The following is a 17,388-nucleotide window of genomic DNA, read 5'->3' as shown; positions in this document are numbered from 1 at the left end:
ATGACGCGCCCCCTGCCCTATCGTTTATCAGAACGCCAGCGGCATCACGGTCTTCACGCCTTCCAGCGCACAGGCCGCCTTTACGACGTCGTCCGGGATCGGCTGGTCGACACTCAGCAGGAGCACCGCTTCCCCCCCGGCCGCGCGGCGGCCAAGGTTGAATGTACCGATGTTGATGCCGTTCTCGCCCAGAAGAGAACCGATGCGGCCGATGAAACCGGGCGCGTCCTCATTTACGATATAGAGCATATGGCCATCGAGTTCGGCTTCGATCCGGACGCCGAAGATTTCCGTCAGACGCGGCGCATCGGCACCGAACAGCGTACCGGCGACCGAACGGTCGCCAGCCTCGGTGCCCACCGTGACACGCAGCAGCGTGTTATAGGCGCCTTCCTTCTCGTGGCGAATGGACCGGATGTCGAGGCCACGTTCCTTGGCCAGGAAAGGCGCATTGACCATGTTCACCGTGTCCGAATACTGCCGCATCAGGCCGGCCAGAACCGCGCCCTCGATCGGCTTACCGGAAAGTTCTGCAGCGGCACCCTCGCGCTCGATGCTGATCTTGGTCAGATTTCCATGTGCAAGCTGACCTACGAGACTGCCGAGGTTTTCCGCCAGCTTCATATAGGGTTTTAGCTTGGGCGCTTCTTCGGCGCTTAGCGATGGCATGTTGAGGGCATTGGTAACGCCGCCGCTGACCAGATAATCAGCCATCTGTTCCGCCACCTGCAGCGCGACGTTGACCTGCGCTTCGGTCGTGCTCGCACCAAGATGCGGGGTGCAGATAAAATTGGATTTGCCGAACAGTGGGCTATCCTTGGCCGGCTCCGTCTGGAACACGTCCAGGGCCGCCCCGGCGACCTGCCCACTGTCGAGGGCTTCTGCCAGCGCTGCTTCGTCGATCAACCCACCTCGTGCGCAATTGACGATCCGGACACCGGGCTTCGTTTTCGCAAGATTCTCCTTCGACAGGATATTGCGCGTTTCGTCGGTCAGCGGCGTGTGGAGCGTAATGAAATCCGCCTTGCCGAGCAGCGTGTCGAGGTCTGCTTTCTCCACACCGATTTCTACTGCGCGCTCTTCGGTGAGGAAGGGATCATAAGCTACGACCTTCATCCGCAGTCCCAAAGCGCGCGCAGCGACGATCGATCCGATATTGCCCGCACCGATAAGGCCCAGCGTCTTGCCGGTCACCTCGACGCCCATGAAGTCGTTCTTGGGCCATTCGCCGGCCTGCGTCCGTGCGTTTGCGGCCGGGATCTGGCGCGCAAGTGCGAACATCATGGCGATGGCATGCTCGGCCGTGGTGATCGAATTGCCGAAAGGCGTGTTCATCACCACCACGCCCTTGGCGCTGGCGGCGGGAATATCGACATTGTCGACCCCGATGCCTGCACGCCCGACAACCTTCAGATTGTCCGCGGCATCGATAATATCCTTGGTAACCTTGGTAGCTGAACGGATGGCAAGGCCATCATACTGGCCGATGACCGCCTTCAGTTCATCGGGCGTCATGCCCGGCTTCACGTCGACGTCACAGCCACGTTCTTCGAAAATGCGGGCGGCGTTCGGGTCCATCTTGTCCGAAATGAGGACTTTGGGCTTGCTCATGACAGATGCTCCTGTCGTTGCCTCCGGCCATGAGGCCGGGTCATGAATTGGAAATAGGGCTGGTGGCGGCAGGGGGCCCCTGCCGCCAACCGGATCAACCGTTCTTGACCTTCTCGTAGGCCCACTCGATCCACGGCAGCAGGCGCTTGAGGTCTTCCTGCTCGACCGTGCCGCCGCACCAGATGCGCAGGGACGGCGGGGCATCGCGATAGCCGTTGAAGTCGTACCCGACGTCGCGGTCTTCCAGCAGTTTGACGATCTTTTTCGGAACGCCAGCCTTATCCTCTTCTGACAGGCTATCGTACCAGTCGCCCTGGAAGACGAAGCAAACGCCGGTGTTGGTCCGCTTGGCCGGATCGGCAACCATGTTGCGCAGCCACGGCGTCGCCTCGATCCAGTCCTTGACCAGCTTCGCATTGGCATCGGCCCGCTCGAACATCGCCTTGCGGCCGCCGATCGACTGCGCCCATTCGAGTGCGTCGATATAATCTTCGGTCGCAAGCATCGAGGGCGTATTGATCGTCGCGCCTTCGAAGATGCCGGTGTTGATCTTTCCGCCCTTCTTGAGACGGAAGAGCTTGGGGAGCGGCCAATCGGGATCGTATTCCTCGATCCGGGCCACGGCTTTGGGGCTGAGGATCAGCATGCCGTGCTGGGCTTCCGAGCCCATCACCTTCTGCCAGCTGTACGTGGTGGCATCGAGCTTCGCCCAGTCCATCTCCATGGCGAAGATGGCGCTGGTGGCATCGTTGATCGTCACGCCTTCGCGATCCTTCGCGAGCCAGTCCGTGTCCGGTATCTTCGCACCCGAAGTGGTCCCGTTCCAGGTAAAGACGACGTCGTTATCCTGCGGGATGGATGCCAGGTCCGGGATCTCGCCGTAATCGGCATCCAGCGTGGTCAGCTTGGGCAACTTGAGCTGCTTGACCGCGTCTTGGATCCAGACGTTGCCAAAGCTTTCCCATGCCGCGACAGTCGCCGGGCGATCGGGCTTCAGCATCGTCCACATTGCGCATTCCAGCGCCCCAGTGTCCGAGGCAGGCATGATGCCGACCAGATAGTCTTCGGGAACGCCCAGCATTTCCTTGGACAGGTCGATGGCATGTTTCAGCCGTGACTTGCCAAGCGCGCTGCGATGCGAGCGGCCGAGCGATTCGGTTTTGAGATCGGCGGCAGACCAGCCCTTGTGCTTGGCGGTCGGTCCGGACGAAAAGAAAGGGCGCTCGGGTTTGAGCGTCGGTTCGGCAGTCATGTATTCTCTCCTTGCAGAGAGCTCGCGCGGCGTTGGGACCGCGTGGCCCGTCGGCGGCAATATAGTTGCGCGTGAGCAAGTCAATGCGAAATGCTGGACAAGCGGCAAACCGGGTCTGTGTATCGACAAGCGACCACTCGCCAAAACCCTCGTGCCGGACTATGGCCGCCCGCAATGGACGTGACCGATCTTCGCATCGCGCTGTTTAGCGGAAACTACAATTATACCCGCGACGGCTGCAATCAGGCGCTCAATCGCCTCGCCGACTACCTGCTGCGGCAGGGAGCGGCCTTGCGAGTGTATTCGCCGGTAGTGGAAAAGCCGGATTTCCCTCCGACGGGTGATCTGGTGGACGTGCCGAATATGCGGATGCCGGTGCCCCGTCGGGGGGAATACCGACTCGGCCTGCCTCTCGATTCAAAAGCGCGAGCGGACTTGGCGGCCTTCGCTCCCAATATGGTGCATCTTTCCGCTCCCGATTTTACCGGCCATTCGGCGTTGAAATGGTCGCGAAAGCGGGACATTCCCGTTCTCGCATCGGTGCATACCCGGTTCGAAACCTATCCGCGTTATTACAACGTCGGGTTCCTGGAGCCAGTGGTCGAATCCTTCCTTCGTCGCTTCTACCACCGTTGCGATGCTCTGGTTGCGCCTTCGCAGAGCCAGATCGAAGAGCTCAAGGCGCAGGACATGCACAACGACATTTCCCTTTGGTCGCGCGGCGTGGACCGGACCGTATTCGATCCGTCGAAGCGCGATCTGGAATGGAGAAGAGCAAATGGCCTCGCCGACGACGATGTGGCCATCGTGTTCCTTGGCCGACTTGTGATGGAAAAAGGTCTCGACGTTTTCGCCGAGACCATTGTCCAGCTACGCAGGCGCCAGATACCTCACAAGGTATTGGTCATTGGCGATGGTCCCGCTCGCAGCTGGTTCGAAAAGGCTTTACCCGGGGGAACCTTCGTCGGTTTCAGAACCGGCGCCGATCTCAGCCAGGCGCTCGCCAGCGGAGACATTTTCTTCAACCCTTCGATTACCGAAACCTTCGGCAATGTCACTCTGGAAGCCATGGCCAGCGGTCTGCCGGTCGTTGCGGCTGGGGCGACAGGCGCGGCCAGTCTCGTGAACGATGGCGAAACCGGACGGCTCGTTGAACCCGACAAGCCCGATGCCTTCGCGCAAGCCTGTGCGGAAGCACTTGCCCCCTACTGCATGGACGACGCCTTGCGCCTCGAACACGGCGCGAATGGCGAAAAAGCCTCACGCGCCTACTCCTGGGACGCCATCAACCAATCTGTTGTCGACACATACCTTCGCCTGCAAAGGCAGCGCGGACGCTAATCTAGCTGAGGACGCCCTGCGCGCGCATCCTGATCGCGTACCACAAGGTGAAAAACGTGATGATCCAGATTGCCGCGTCGAGCGCCGGATTGTTCATGTCTTCCGGCAGATCGATTGCGACGCGCTGAAAATACGTCGTCCCAACTAGGCCGACAATCGAAATTGCCAGCGAATGGATCGCAAATCTCGACCGGGCCAGAAGCAGGATCGAACCTAGAAACGCCCCCCAGACGCCCAATGCCCAGAAGCCGGTCGCCCAAGCCGGAAAAGTATCGAAATAGGCGATCTGGCTGGACGACATTCCCAAGGCGTCAAGCTGCCCCAGTTCGGTCATCAGGTAACTTGTGATCCCAAGCCCGTTCCAAAGTAGCGTGACTATGCCGACTGCCCACAAGTGCCACGGCGTCGTGATGGATGTATTCATGACTGAACCCTCCCCTCGCGACCCGGTGCAGCAGAATATCACGTGCGGCACCGGGAGCAAAGAGAGACGCCGGTCAGAGGCGTTCGATCTTCTTGGCGAGGTCGTCAACCAGATCGACGATTTCGCGCATCGTCTCTTCTTCTAGTTTGCCCGACCGTGCACGATTTTTCAGCACGGTCGCCAGATTCCCGATCGCGCGGAACATTTCCGGCGTCGCGAAGGCCTTCCCCGATTTGGCGCGCCGCTCCCGCTGCCCTTCGATCCGCTCGATCAGTCCGTCGGTTTCGTCCTTCCTGTCGGTCAACTCGCCACGTCCCTTTTCGGTGGCGCGGTAGGCCTTGCGCGGTTCGTCGCCTTCGACCTCGCGGATAAGTCCCTCGTCTTCGAGCAGCGACAGGGTGGGATAGACCGAACCGGGGCTCGGCGAATAGCTGCCGCCTGTCATATCTTCGACCGCCTTGATCAGCTCGTAACCATGGCGCGGCTCCTGTGCGATCAGGTGTAGAAGCAGCAACCGCAACTCTCCGGGAGCAAACATGCGCCGCCCGCGTGTACGCTGCTTCTTGTCCCGGCGGTGGCCGGTTGAGAATGGGCCACCCGCGCCGAACGGCCCACCGGGTCCGAACGGTCCGTCGGGCCCGAAGGGACCTTTCGGACCGAAGATCCCATCGGGCCCGAAAAAGCTGTTCGTACTGAACGATTTCCTGAGCCTCCCATCCCGATCATCGTCGGCATCGATGTCTATTTCGACATCCACATCGAAGTCACGGCCCTCGGGATAATCGGGAATATGTCCTTCGTCGGGTTCATCTCTGCGCTTGTCATTAGTCATATCGAGTCTCCTATAAGATATGCCTACGATATATCTTATGAAGCTCCCGTAAGAGAGTCATGCAAAACCCGGATGAAGACACTATGTCAGTCGACCAATGGCCGACCTGTTTCCCGATAGCCTTCCCGCTTCCACACCGGACGATGCTCCGCGCGAAGATGCGCCGCTGGCCGATCGCCTGCGCCCGCGCTCGCTTAATGAGGTAGTCGGTCAACACCATCTGACTGGTCCCGAAGGCGCGATCGGGCGGATGGTCGCGGCAGGGTGCCTTTCTAGTATGATCCTGTGGGGCCCGCCCGGGACGGGCAAGACGACTATTGCCCGGCTACTCGCGGACAGCGTCGGTATGCGCTTCGAAAGCGTCAGCGCGGTCTTTAGCGGTGTCGCCGATCTGAAGAAGGCTTTCGCCGCCGCAGACCAGGCCGCCGAGGCGGGCCAACGCACGCTGCTGTTTGTTGACGAGATTCACCGTTTCAACCGCGCGCAGCAGGACGGCTTCCTGCCATTCGTCGAACGCGGCACCGTTACATTGGTCGGCGCGACCACCGAAAATCCTAGCTTCGCACTCAACGCCGCATTGCTCAGCCGCGCGCAGGTGCTGATACTGCAACGGCTCGACCACGAAGCGCTCGGTACGCTGCTCGACAAGGCTGAAGAGCTCGAAGGCCCCCTTCCCCTCACCGCCGAGGCGCGTAACGCCCTTGTCGCCAGCGCCGACGGTGACGGCCGCTTTCTACTCAACCAAGCGGAAACGCTATACAATGCGAAGATCGAAGAGCCGCTAGACCCCGCGGCGCTCGGCCAGTTTCTGCAGCGGCGCGTTGCGGTTTACGACAAGGATCGCGAAGGTCACTACAACCTCATTTCCGCGCTTCACAAGGCGGTGCGCGGCAGCGACGTCCAGGCAAGCCTCTACTACCTCGCCCGGATGCTGACTGCCGGGGAAGAGCCGCGCTTTCTCGCGCGCCGCCTCATCCGGATGGCGGTCGAGGATATCGGCATGGCCGATCCGCAGGCGCTGGTCCAGTGCATGGCAGCCAAGGACGCGTTCGAATTTCTCGGCAGTCCGGAAGGCGAGCTCGCACTGGTTCAAGCCTGCACCTATCTCGCCACGGCGCCCAAATCGAACGCGGTCTACAAGGCTCAGAAGGCCTCCTTCAAATCCGCGCGAGAGACGGGCAGCCTGATGCCGCCGCAGAACATCCTCAATGCCCCTACCAAGCTGATGAAGGACATCGGCTATGGTTCGGGCTACACCTACGATCACGACGCGCAGGAAGGCTTCTCGGGCGACAATTACTGGCCCGACGAAATGGAACCCCAGCACTATTATCAACCCGTCGAACGCGGGTTCGAGCGCGAGGTGAAGAAGCGGCTCGACTATTGGGAGAAGCTACGGCGCGATCGTGGGGAGGTTTAGTCATTTTCTCGCCATCGACTGGTCCGGTGCCAAGGGGCCTGTTCAGAAAGGCATAGCGCTCGCGCTCTCGCACACAGATGGCGGGGCGCCGGTTCTGGTTGAACCCGGCCGGGGTTGGTCGCGCGAGGACGTCCTCGCCCTTCTTCGCAACGATTTGCCGGACGATACGCTGGTCGGCCTGGATCTGGGCATCGCGCTGCCCTTTGCCGATTGCGGCGCTTATTTTCCCGGCAGCGGTTCGGCCGTGCCCGATGCACCGTCGCTGTGGGCGCTGATCGACGATATCTGTGCAGGCGATCTCAATCTGGGAGCCCAGACCTTCGTCGACCATCCCGAATTCAAACCGTACTTTCGCGACGGCGTTCATACCGGAATGCATTTCGCGTGCGATGGGGCCGCGCATGGCCGCGGGCGCTTCCGCGTCACCGAACATGCGCAGGCGGCTATGGGATGCAAACCCTATTCAAACTTCAACCTCGTCGGCGCCGCACAGGTCGGCAAGTCGAGCCTCACCGGTATGCGCATGCTGCACAGACTTCGCGGCCATCTTCCGGTGTGGCCGATAGATAGCCTGCCTTCGAACGGCTCGGTTGTTGCGGAGATCTACACCAGCCTTGCCGCGCTGGAGGCCGGGCGCAGCGCTTCAAAGGCCAAGATGCGCAGCTTCCAAGCTCTGAATGAAGCATTGGCATCGCTGGGCAGCGCACAGGTCGCGGGCACCGGCCCGATCGACGATCACTCGTCAGACGCTCTGTTGACGGCCGCATGGCTGCGCACGGCAGGCAATGACAGCGCGCGATGGAAGCCTGCCAGCCTTACCCTGGACCTTGCCCGAACCGAAGGCTGGACCTTCGGCGCGATATGACACTCTGGCGGATTTCCTGGTGGAGCCGAGCGGGATCGAACCGCTGACCTCGTCATTGCGAACGACGCGCTCTCCCAACTGAGCTACGGCCCCGTTCCAGGTTTGCGGCACCGCGACATGAAGCGATGCTAGACGCGCCGTCTAGCGGATGACGGCGCGCCTGAAAAGCATCGTTGAGATCAGTTCTGCGGCGTGTCGTCGTCGCCCGCATCGTTGGGAATGGGCTGCACGATCGGCACGGAAGACCGCGTTTCGTCAACCGGTGCCACCGGTATCTGCGCTCCGGTATCCGGATCGATAACCTTGGTTTCGGCCACAGGGGCCGCGCTCAGCGTAGAGGGATCGGCCCCTGGCTTCGGCCGGTCGAACGCCCGTGCGTTCTTGACGGCAACATAACCGGGCTGCGAGGCACCGTAACGCTCGCCATATTTCGCATCCCAGGCAGCGGCGTCTTTCTCATACTGCTCGTACGCCACGAAGAATCGTTCGAACGGCCCTTCGAGCGCCGCGAAATTTGCCAGGGCAAAGGCCTGCGCATCCAGATCTTCGGCTGCCGCATATTGCTGGGAAATGCCCAGCGCCGTGCGACAGAGATCCGCGCGTGCCGGCGGCAGGGCGAAATAGTTGTAGACCATCGTCATCTGGCCTTCGCGAGCCTGGATGGCGGGACGGCCCTTGCCATATTCCTTGCGATACTGGGCATCGATGCGGTCGTTTACCTGCTTCAGCGTCCGCGCGTGATCCTTTATATAGCTGCTGTAGCTATCGAGTACGGTTTGATACTGCGGATCGAGGCAGTTCAGCGCCGCAACGTTCCATGCCGACCGGAAATGCCAGACCTTCTCGTCGTCCGAAATGCCGAGATTGACCGTCTCGCGCATGCCCAGCGCGTTCACCTGAGGAATATCCATGACATAGGACGCCTGGCTCGGCGGCAGCGGCCTGATGGGCACTGCTTCGACCGGCGGCGGAGGCGGCGGTGGGGGCGGTGGAGGAGGAGGCGTGGCGCAGGCAGCCAGAGCGGATATTCCGACAGCCACGGCTGCCATACGAATGGTGATATTTGAACCGCGGCTCATGGCGCGCTGACCCTCCTCGATAAAGCTGACATTCACCCTGCGCCGTCACGCCTTGACGGGGGATGAAGCGGTTCTTTCCGTAGACGGTTGTTCGGCCAAAGAAAATGCCCGGAGTGTCGATTACACCCCGGGCACGTTCAAGCGATTCCTGTGTGCGACGAGTAGGTTAACTCTATTCGCGATTGCCCATGAACTGCAGCAGGAACATGAACATGTTGATGAAATCGAGGTACAGGCTCAGCGCGCCCATGATGATCGCCTTGCCGGCGAATTCGGTACCGCGCAGATACTGATATTCCATCTTCAGGCGCTGCGTATCGTAAGCCGTAAGACCCGCGAAGATCAGCACGCCGATGAAGCTGATTGCCATCGCCATCGTGTTCGACTGCAGGAAGATATTGATCACCATCCCAATCAGCAGGCCGATCACACCCATCACCAGGAAGGTGCCAAAGCCCTGAAGGTTCTTCTTCGTAGTATAGCCGTACAGGCTGAGACCAGCGAAGGCACCCGCGGTCGCAAAGAAGGTGGCGGCGATCGATTCACCCGTAAAGCGCAGGAAAATCGTGGACATGGACAGACCCATGACGATCGCGAACGACCAGAACAGAATCTGCAGCGTTCCCTTGCTCATCTTGTTCAGGCCGAAGCTCATGGCCAGAACGAAGCCGAGCGGTGCGAGTGCGACGATCCACATCATCGGCCCGCTGGCGAAGGACACCGCCAGCCCGCTTTGCGCGGCCAGCAAGGCCACGACGCCGGTCAGCAAAACGCCCGAAGTCATGTAGTTGTAGATCGACAGCATGTGCTTGCGCAGCCCAGCGTCGAAGGTCTCCTGCCTGGCAACGGCGTCGCCAGCGCGCGGCACCGAGCCGAAGCCCTGCCTCTGGTCGGTGTCGTTCCAATTGGCCATCTGTTTAAAACTCCTTCTGGCAGAGCGGAAATACGCCCTACTCCTCAACGGGAATATCGACATTTAGCTCCCCGATTTCAAGCGAAACCGGACATTCCAGTCTTAATACCGGTTAACGGTTACAGGGAATATTCTCAGGCTTCGCCTGCCGCATCCACCATGGCATCTTCCAGCGCCTCTTCCGGCGTGCGCCCGCCCCATAGAATGAACTGGAACGCGGGGTAGAACCGGTCACACTCATCGACCGCAATTTCCACCAGCGCCTGCGCCTGGCCCAGGCTCAGCAATCCGTCATCTCCCAGCATGGTGCCGTTCCGATACAGCAGCACCCCGCCGTTGGACCAGATGTCGAAATGTCCCAGCCACATCTGTTCGTTGACCAGCGACACCAGTTCATGCGCCGACGCCATCTTGTCCTTGGAAATGCGAATGTCCGGCAGGCACAGGATCTGCAGGACCATGTCGTCGGGTCGCCAGATTCCGCGCAACTGATATTTGGTCCAGCTTCCCTGGATTTCGCCGCTCATTTCGGTTTGCGTCGATTCGCAGGGCCAGCCCCGGGCCTCGAACAAGGCGATGAGCATTTCGAGAGGTGCCGCGCCCTGGTCTACCTCGTAGCGTTCTTCCGACGGTCTCATCGAAACTGTTCCATCCAAGTCATGACGGCTGGATGCAGAAGCGATGGGCACCTTGGCAATGGAACCGGGCGTCGACGCTGGGGAGAACCGTTAAGGCCTGTGCAAAGCCTGTGAACAAATCTTCGCGCGGCCCCTGCCGCGCCCGTGTCACAGCTTTTCGATCGCTTCGCCGGCCGCGCTGGTAAACGTAAAGGAATCGACCCCCAACTCCTTGAGTTCCTTCACCATTTCACGGGCCTTGGCAGCACTGTCATAGGGACCGGATAAGAGGCGGTTCGCTTCGCCCCACGGGGTCACGAACGGCCCTTTGCCCTCGAGCTTGCCTTCCGCCTTGCGTGAAATGCGCCGCCAGTCGAACCCCAGGGCATCGGTATCCTTGCCAGTGGCAACCTGAACCCAATGTCGCGAAGGATGCGCGGGCGGCGGTGGTGGCTTGGGTTCGTCCCGCTCACGCGGGATCTTGATCTTGGTGATGTCGACCGCACCGTTTGCCGCAGGCACCCTGCTTTCGGGCGCCAGCGAAAAGCTGCTGAAAGCCTCTTCGACCGAAGCGAGATCGGGCTCCTCCTGCGCGGATGGCAAGGGCGAAGCGGATTGCGAATTGGGGAACGCCCCGGCCTCGCCTGCACGCGCCAAACCAGCCGCCTCTTCCATTGCGCGGGGCGGATCACGTTCGGTTACCGTCGTCGCCAGCGAAGGCCGCTGTCCGCTCAGCGTTGCTGTTGCCGGTTGCGGCGAAAGTGCAGGAGGCAATTCACCCGACGGCGTTGGGGTGGGCGCAGGACCTGGCGTCGGTGTGGGTGCCGGTGAAGGCACGAACCTTGGCGTCGGTGTGGGCGTGGGCGCAGGCGCCGTAAGTGATGCCGTCGCCGGACGCATATCGGCCTGCGCCACTCTGGCCGGTTGCGGCGCAGGCTGCGCCGTTTGTGCCGATGTACCGGAATAGTTCGCGATACGCCTGTCGTCCGTGCCGATGGCAGCAGCGCGCGGGAATATGCCAAGATTGCCTGCCGCAGCCTGCTGGGCTTTGGTAAGGCGCGGCATATACTCGAAATAGGCCGCCATTCGCGCGCCCATGCCGGATGACAGCATGGTGTTCGCGATTTCCTTCGCTTCGCGCGCCTTGCCCATGATCGCCAGGCCGAAAGCACGTGTGCGATATGCGGATACGTCGCGTTTTTGGAGCAGCGGCAGCAAGGTCGCCTCGAATCCCTCGCGATCGCCGGAAATTGCCTGGCTCAAGGCAAGGCGCCGAGTGATCTCGTCGCCTGAACCATTGGCCAGCGCGACGCGATAAAGCTGCTGCGCACTGGCTGCGTCGCCCACAAGATCGAAAGCGAGTCCACGGTCTTCGGCCATCTGCGCCGTCGTCACGCCCGCTTGTTCGGCTTCTGCGAAGAGCCGCAAGGCTTCGACCGGTCTGCGCGAGCGAGTATAGGCTTTCGCCAGTCCCAGCTTCATTCGCGCATTGTTGGGCGACAGATCGTTGGCACGGCCGAAGAAGCCGATTGCAGCTTCTATGTCCCCCAACTCCAGCGACGCCTCGCCCGCATCGAGCAGGGCGGACACGTCCGTGGCGTCCTGCGCTAGGCGGGACAGCGCATCACCCAGCCGACCTTCGGCAGGCGCCGGAAGCGGCTGGACGATCTCGCGCTGAGCGGACACGCGCTCTGACTGCGCTGCCAATGCCAGCAGCGCCACAGCAGCACCGAATTGCCCTTTCGAAATCATGTCCTGTCCTTGGCAGCCCAGGCGTTAACCAGCGCTGACGCGGTCGCAATTACTGATTGTTCTGGCGACCGAGAAAACGCGGGATGTTGAGCCCCGAACCATTGCCATCGTCATCATCGTCGTCGCTATCGTCTTCGGGACGCGTTGCTCCGCGCGACAGATTGGCCATGCGTTCGAACAGCGTATTGCCCGGCAGCGAGCCGCCGCCACGTTCGCCGGAGCCGGAACCGCCGCCCGAACCGCCTTCTTCGTTCCCGCCGGATTCGCCGGGCACCAGCGGACGACGGCGTCCCGGCTTGGTTGCCAACGGGCTTTCGCCCGCGACATGTTCGTCACCGAGTTCGAATTCGTCCTGCGAATTGCCCGCCGGGTCGGAAAGGTTGAGCGGTTCGCGCTCGTCGCCCCAGCCATCGTCGGTCGGCGCACCGCCGAAGCCGCTGTCGTCAGCCGGCGCAGGGACGGAATCTTCGTCGTCGAAACGCTCGGTCCGTTCGTTACGCAGCCCGGCGAGAGGATCGACGATATCGTCGACATCGTCATATTCGTCTTCGGCGTCGTCGTTCAGCGAGCGCGACGTAGCGGGCGACAGGCCGAATGGCTGTGCACTATCGTCATCGGCCTCGTCCGTAAGGTCGAAAGCATCGGCTTCGGCCGGCTCCGGATCGGCGGACAGGCCTTCGTTCAGTTCGAACGGCTCGTCTTCCGGTTCGCTGCGGTTCGGCAGGTCGAGCACGGGGCGCTTCGGCGCACTGCTTTCACGCATCGAGAACGAACGCGAAGGGGCTGCCGCGATCGAACCGTCATGTTCGATACCTGTCGCAACGACCGATACGCGAATCTTGCCATCGAGATCGGGATTGAACGCCGAGCCCCAGATGATGTTCGCATCTTCATCGACCAGTTCGCGGATGTGATTGGCCGCCTCGTCGACTTCGAGCAGCTTCATGTCCTCGCCGCCGATGATCGAGATGATGACGCCCTTGGCACCGGTCATCGACACGCCGTCGAGCAGCGGATTGGCGATGGCGCGCTCGGCAGCTTCGAGAGCGCGGTTGTCGCCTTCGCCTTCGCCGGTGCCCATCATCGCCTTGCCCATTTCGCTCATCACCGAACGCACGTCGGCGAAGTCGAGGTTGATGAGGCCCGGCATGACCATGAGGTCGGTAATCGACCGCACGCCCTGCTGCAGCACCTCGTCGGCAAGCATGAACGCTTCCTTGAAGGTCGTTTCGGCCTTGGCCACCAGGAACAGGTTCTGGTTGGGGATGACGATCAGCGTATCGACGTGCTTCTGCAGCTCGTCGATGCCTGCTTCGGCAGCGCGCATGCGGCGCGTGCCTTCGAACAGGAACGGCTTGGTCACGACGCCGACGGTCAGCACGCCCTTCTTGCGCGCCGCTTCTGCGATGACGGGTGCGGCGCCTGTCCCGGTGCCGCCGCCCATGCCGGCTGCGATGAAGACCATGTTGACGCCGTCCATCGCGTCTTCGATCTCTTCGACCGTTTCTTCAGCCGCGGCCTTGCCCACTTCGGGGCGCGCGCCCGCACCAAGGCCGCCCGTGATGTCGGGGCCGAGCTGGATCCGCTTGTCGGAAGGCGAGGTACTCAGAGCCTGCGCGTCGGTATTGGCGACGATGAACTCGACGCCTTCGATCTGTGCCTGCATCATGTTGGCGATCGCGTTGCCGCCGGCACCACCGACGCCCACGACCATGATCTTGGGACGAAGGTCGTCGTCCGATGCCGGTCCGATATTGATGCTCATTCAAGAGTCCCCGTAGAATTCAAAAGTCGCCCGTGGGCGTTATGTCACAACTCTGGCATAAAGCTAATCGCAGGTCGAAGCGATACTTGCCTTATCCACAAGGGCTAATGGCGCAGTAACGCTGTGATACAACCTTAAAAATACTCACGCACCGCTTGAAACACACGGTTGACCAGACCGATGCCGCGATAGCGGTTGGTCGGCTGATAGCGCGGGCCGACCGATCGGATGTCGACCGGGTCGTCCGCGGCATAAAGGCACAGGCCCGCCAGCGTCGCGAATCCGGGCGTCGCATGCGCTTCGGGCAGGCCCTGCAATGCCGGCGGCTTGCCGATCCGGACCGGGCGCCCCAGCGCGCCCTGCATGAATTCTGCGACGCCGTGCAATTCCGCGCCCCCGCCGGTCAGCACCACCTGTCCGCCTTGCGCGCCGGTAAAGCCCATCGACTTGAGCGCCTTGCCGATTTCCGTCGTGATGATGCCCAGCCTGTCGGTGACGATCGACACCAGTTCCGCCCTGGCGATCCGGTTGTGTTCGTCCGCGCCGCGCGCCAGCCGCCCGCCGGGGTCCTCGCCGGGGCCGTTCACAGGGATCATCTCGCGGTGATCGGTCGGGGTAGCGATGGCCGAACCCGATACGCATTTCAGCCGTTCCGCCTGGCTGCGCCGGATGCCCAGCGACGATGCGATCGCATCGGTGATGTCGTTCGAACCGATCGGAATGGATTTCAGCCCCAGCAGCATGCCTGCCGCATGGACCGAGACATTGGTCACCTGCGCCCCGATCTCGACCAGCGCCACACCCAGATCGCGCTCTTCGCGGGTGAGGCAGGCATAGGCCGCGGCAAGCGGGCTCGCTACCACGCCCTCGACATCGAGATGCGCGGTCTGCACCGCCTCGATCAGATTGCGCACCGGCGCGCCTTCGGCCAGCGTCACATGGACATCCACGCCCAGCGCTTCGGCGTGCAGGCCCTTGGGGTTCGCCACGCCATGCGCCCCGTCCAGCGTATAATGCGCCGGCTGCGCGTGCAGCACCATGCGCCCGTCGGGATGGAGATGGTCGCGCGCGGCATACAGCAGGTGTTCGATATCGTCTTCTTCGATGCGCCGCCCGCCGATGGCGATCTCGACGCTGGATATCTTGCTCGACAGGCCCGCGCCCGCACAGCCGATCCACACGCTCTGGACCGATGTGTTGGCATTGGCTTCCGCCTTCTCGACCGCGGTGCGGATCGCATGGCTTGCCGCGCGCATGTCGGCGACATAGCCGCGCTTGATGCCTTCGCTGGCCCGGTGGCTGGAGCCGAGGACGACCATCTCGCCGCCCTCCGCCTGCCCCATGATCATGGCCGAAACCCTGAACGAACCGATATTCACCGCCCCGAAGACCCGGGTAATGCGCGGCTGCTGGGTTGCCACTATTGAGCCCTTCCGTTCAACGCCATCTGCTTCGGGCACGGCCCGTCCGCACAGCGCAGATAGGCCCGGTCGGGAACGCGCATGTCGATCGCGATCGGCTTGCCTCCGATCAGGCGGTGCATCCCGTCGAGCTGGGCGAATTTCACCAGCGCCGGCGCGCCGAGATCGCCTTCGGGAAGCGCGAGCAACTGCCCAGTCTTGAACGTCAGGTTCCAGCGCCGGTTACCGACCCACTGGGCAGACGCGATCTGCGGCTTCAGCGCGGGCGCTGCATCGAGCAGCCGGCCCAGTTCCTGCACCTGGCGCGCCGCGCCCGGCCCTTCGATCAGCAGCTTGCCTTCGGCTGCCTTCGCGCTGATCGGCTCGAGCTCGTGGCCCTCGGCATCGATCAGCACCAGGCGGTCGGGCTTGCGCAGCACCGCATGCGGCACCCGCTCGACGATATCCACCTTCAGCGTATCGGGCAGCTGGCGCGAAACGCGCGCGTCCTCGACCCAGGGAAGCTCCAGCAGGCGCGCGCGCACATCTTCCAGATCGACCAGCGGCATCGGGCGGTCCTGTTCCGCCAGTACCCGCTCGTAGACCAGCTGCTCGTTCATGCGCTCCACGCCCGAAACCCGCACCCGGCTGACCTCGAATCCGGATCGCGCGGCCGATTTGGACAGTTCCGCCTTGGCCAGTTCCGGCACGCCGGCATAGCTGGCGATGGTCCAGGCAATCGCCAGCCCGGCGACGATGATCGCGCCCAGAAAGAACCTGTGCCACTGCTCTTCGGTAAACGGCAGCGCGGCCATGGCGCGATCGAACAGCCCGCTGGTGTGGCTGCGCGCAGCGCGGGCTTTCTGGCTGCGGTTGCGCGCCGCTGCGGAACGGCGCACCCCGGTGGGTTTGCGCGTGACCTTAGCCATCGCCGCCCCCGGGCTTCACCGCGTGATCGCGCAATGCAGCGGCAACCACCAGTTCGCACAATTCGCCATATTCGATGCCGGCAAAGCGCGCCTGTTCGGGCACCAGGCTCAGCGGCGTCATGCCGGGCTGCGTATTGGTTTCCAGGACGAACAGGCCCTCTTCGCCCTGCTCCTCGTCCCAGCGGAAATCGGTCCGGCTGGTCCCCCGGCACCCCAGCGCCTTGTGCGCCTTCAGCGCATATTCGAGGCACAGATCGGTAATATGCTCGGGGATTTCCGCCGGGCAGATGTGATCGGTCATCCCATCGGTATATTTGGCTTCGAAATCGTAGAACCCGCTCTTGGGCCTCAGCTCGGTCACGCCCAGCGCGCGCGGCCCGCCCTCGAAATCGACCACGGCCGACGTCAGCTCGCGCCCCTTGATATAGGGTTCGGCCAGCAGTTCGGCGAATTCCTGCCACGGGCCCTTGGCATCGGGCATGATCGGATTGCCGTAATTGCCTTCATCTGTGACGATGGCGACACCCACCGAACTGCCTTCGTTGACGGGCTTCAGCACATAGGGGCGCGGCATGGGGTCGCGCTCGTGCAGTTCCGCACTTTTCACGATCCGCCCGCCGGGCATGGGGATGCCATGCGGCACCAGTGCCTGCTTGGTCAGCTGCTTGTCGATCGCGATGACCGATGTCGCCAGGCCCGAATGCGTATAGGGCACGCCCATCAGGTCGAGCATGCCCTGCACCGTCCCGTCTTCGCCCGGCACGCCGTGCAGCGCGTTGAAGACGACGTCCGGCGCCACCTCGGCGATGCGCGCGGCCACCTTGCGATCCATGTCGATGCGCGTGACCGTGTGGCCGCGCTCTTCCAGTGCCTTGGCCACGCCTTCGCCCGACATCAGGCTGACCGGCCGTTCATTGGCCCAGCCACCCATCAGAACCGCGACGTGGAGTTTAGGGAGGCTAGTCATTCCCGCGCTCCATCAGCCCCACGCCCACGTAAGCGAGCCAAAATCCCCACACGGTTGCGGCGTAGAAACCCAAGGACATGAGGAAGGAGCCACTGCCAACCTTCCACGCAGCGACCAGATCGAGATTGCGAAAGTCGGCCAACGCGCTCGCAAGCGCGGTGAAACACAGGATCAGCGTTCCAAACGCTACGATTCCCAATCCAAACAGATTCCTGAACACA

At 62.3% G+C, this 17,388-nt stretch carries 16 protein-coding genes and 1 tRNA gene; 3 read left to right on the top strand and 14 right to left on the bottom strand.

All coding sequences use genetic code 11. The features are described from left to right. Positions 1-27: 27 nt before the first annotated feature. Both serA and ACIGGE_RS09320 read right to left on the bottom strand, forming a co-directional pair. Positions 28-1,611, bottom strand: a complete 1,584-nt coding sequence (gene serA / locus ACIGGE_RS09325) for a phosphoglycerate dehydrogenase (protein ID WP_103022610.1) — start codon at positions 1,609-1,611, stop codon at positions 28-30. A gap of 94 nt (positions 1,612-1,705) precedes the next feature. After that, the gene (locus tag ACIGGE_RS09320; RefSeq protein WP_397490140.1) at positions 1,706-2,863 is read right to left on the bottom strand and encodes a phosphoserine transaminase; all 1,158 of its coding nucleotides are present in this window, start codon (positions 2,861-2,863) and stop codon (positions 1,706-1,708) included. A 174-nt stretch (positions 2,864-3,037) separates the two neighbouring features. Between ACIGGE_RS09320 and ACIGGE_RS09315 the strand changes: the two genes are divergently transcribed. Further along, the gene (locus ACIGGE_RS09315; protein WP_397490139.1) at positions 3,038-4,204 is read left to right on the top strand and encodes a glycosyltransferase family 4 protein; all 1,167 of its coding nucleotides are present in this window, start codon (positions 3,038-3,040) and stop codon (positions 4,202-4,204) included. Between the two features lies 1 nt (position 4,205). Here the strand turns inward: ACIGGE_RS09315 and ACIGGE_RS09310 are convergent, their stop codons facing one another. Together ACIGGE_RS09310 and ACIGGE_RS09305 are read right to left on the bottom strand one after the other, a co-directional pair. Further along, positions 4,206-4,628 (bottom strand): hypothetical protein, encoded by a 423-nt coding sequence (locus ACIGGE_RS09310; protein ID WP_375246794.1) that lies wholly within the window; start codon positions 4,626-4,628, stop codon positions 4,206-4,208. 73 nt (positions 4,629-4,701) lie between these two features. Further along, complete coding sequence (locus ACIGGE_RS09305; protein ID WP_397490138.1) at positions 4,702-5,460, bottom strand: PadR family transcriptional regulator; 759 nt, start codon at positions 5,458-5,460, stop codon at positions 4,702-4,704. A gap of 97 nt (positions 5,461-5,557) precedes the next feature. On the opposite strand from ACIGGE_RS09305, the gene ACIGGE_RS09300 reads away from it, so the two are divergent. Together ACIGGE_RS09300 and ACIGGE_RS09295 are read left to right on the top strand one after the other, a co-directional pair. Beyond that, a complete protein-coding gene (locus tag ACIGGE_RS09300) occupies positions 5,558-6,880 on the top strand; it encodes a replication-associated recombination protein A (RefSeq protein WP_397490137.1) in 1,323 nt (440 codons plus the stop codon). Further along, complete coding sequence (locus ACIGGE_RS09295; RefSeq protein ID WP_397490136.1) at positions 6,867-7,745, top strand: hypothetical protein; 879 nt, start codon at positions 6,867-6,869, stop codon at positions 7,743-7,745. The genes ACIGGE_RS09300 and ACIGGE_RS09295 overlap by 14 nt, the downstream gene beginning before the upstream one ends. A 17-nt stretch (positions 7,746-7,762) precedes the next feature. On the opposite strand, the gene ACIGGE_RS09290 is transcribed toward ACIGGE_RS09295, so the two are convergent. The 10 genes from ACIGGE_RS09290 to ACIGGE_RS09245 form a co-directional block, all read right to left on the bottom strand. Further along, positions 7,763-7,838: transfer RNA gene (locus ACIGGE_RS09290), tRNA-Ala, on the bottom strand. A gap of 86 nt (positions 7,839-7,924) precedes the next feature. Beyond that, on the bottom strand, positions 7,925-8,824 hold the full coding sequence (locus ACIGGE_RS09285) for a hypothetical protein (protein ID WP_397490135.1): 900 nt from the start codon (positions 8,822-8,824) through the stop codon (positions 7,925-7,927). A gap of 172 nt (positions 8,825-8,996) precedes the next feature. Next, positions 8,997-9,737, bottom strand: coding sequence for a Bax inhibitor-1/YccA family protein (locus ACIGGE_RS09280; RefSeq protein ID WP_397490134.1), 741 nt, complete (start codon positions 9,735-9,737; stop codon positions 8,997-8,999). Positions 9,738-9,871: 134 nt separating this feature from the next. After that, positions 9,872-10,375: a YbjN domain-containing protein gene (locus ACIGGE_RS09275; RefSeq protein ID WP_103022601.1), complete on the bottom strand. Its 504-nt coding sequence runs from the start codon at positions 10,373-10,375 to the stop codon at positions 9,872-9,874. 147 nt (positions 10,376-10,522) lie between these two features. Beyond that, on the bottom strand, positions 10,523-12,106 hold the full coding sequence (locus ACIGGE_RS09270) for a tetratricopeptide repeat protein (protein ID WP_397490133.1): 1,584 nt from the start codon (positions 12,104-12,106) through the stop codon (positions 10,523-10,525). Between the two features lie 49 nt (positions 12,107-12,155). Continuing rightward, positions 12,156-13,871 carry a cell division protein FtsZ gene (gene ftsZ / locus ACIGGE_RS09265; RefSeq protein ID WP_103022599.1) on the bottom strand — a complete coding sequence of 572 codons (1,716 nt, stop codon included), beginning with the start codon at positions 13,869-13,871 and terminating at the stop codon, positions 12,156-12,158. 134 nt (positions 13,872-14,005) lie between these two features. Then, positions 14,006-15,292, bottom strand: a complete 1,287-nt coding sequence (gene ftsA, locus ACIGGE_RS09260; protein ID WP_103022598.1) for a cell division protein FtsA — start codon at positions 15,290-15,292, stop codon at positions 14,006-14,008. Then, the gene (locus tag ACIGGE_RS09255) at positions 15,292-16,200 is read right to left on the bottom strand and encodes a cell division protein FtsQ/DivIB (protein WP_221597819.1); all 909 of its coding nucleotides are present in this window, start codon (positions 16,198-16,200) and stop codon (positions 15,292-15,294) included. Before ACIGGE_RS09255 ends, ftsA begins: the two co-directional genes overlap by 1 nt. After that, positions 16,193-17,167: a D-alanine--D-alanine ligase gene (locus ACIGGE_RS09250; protein ID WP_397490132.1), complete on the bottom strand. Its 975-nt coding sequence runs from the start codon at positions 17,165-17,167 to the stop codon at positions 16,193-16,195. Before ACIGGE_RS09250 ends, ACIGGE_RS09255 begins: the two co-directional genes overlap by 8 nt. Beyond that, the gene (locus ACIGGE_RS09245; RefSeq protein WP_397490131.1) at positions 17,160-17,366 is read right to left on the bottom strand and encodes a hypothetical protein; all 207 of its coding nucleotides are present in this window, start codon (positions 17,364-17,366) and stop codon (positions 17,160-17,162) included. The genes ACIGGE_RS09250 and ACIGGE_RS09245 overlap by 8 nt, the downstream gene beginning before the upstream one ends. Between the last annotated feature and the right edge of the window lie 22 nt (positions 17,367-17,388).

This window comes from Qipengyuania sp. NPDC077410 (assembly GCF_044543405.1).
Classification (GTDB): Bacteria; Pseudomonadota; Alphaproteobacteria; order Sphingomonadales; family Sphingomonadaceae; genus Qipengyuania; species Qipengyuania pacifica.
This window is presented reverse-complemented; position numbering and strand designations above follow the sequence as displayed.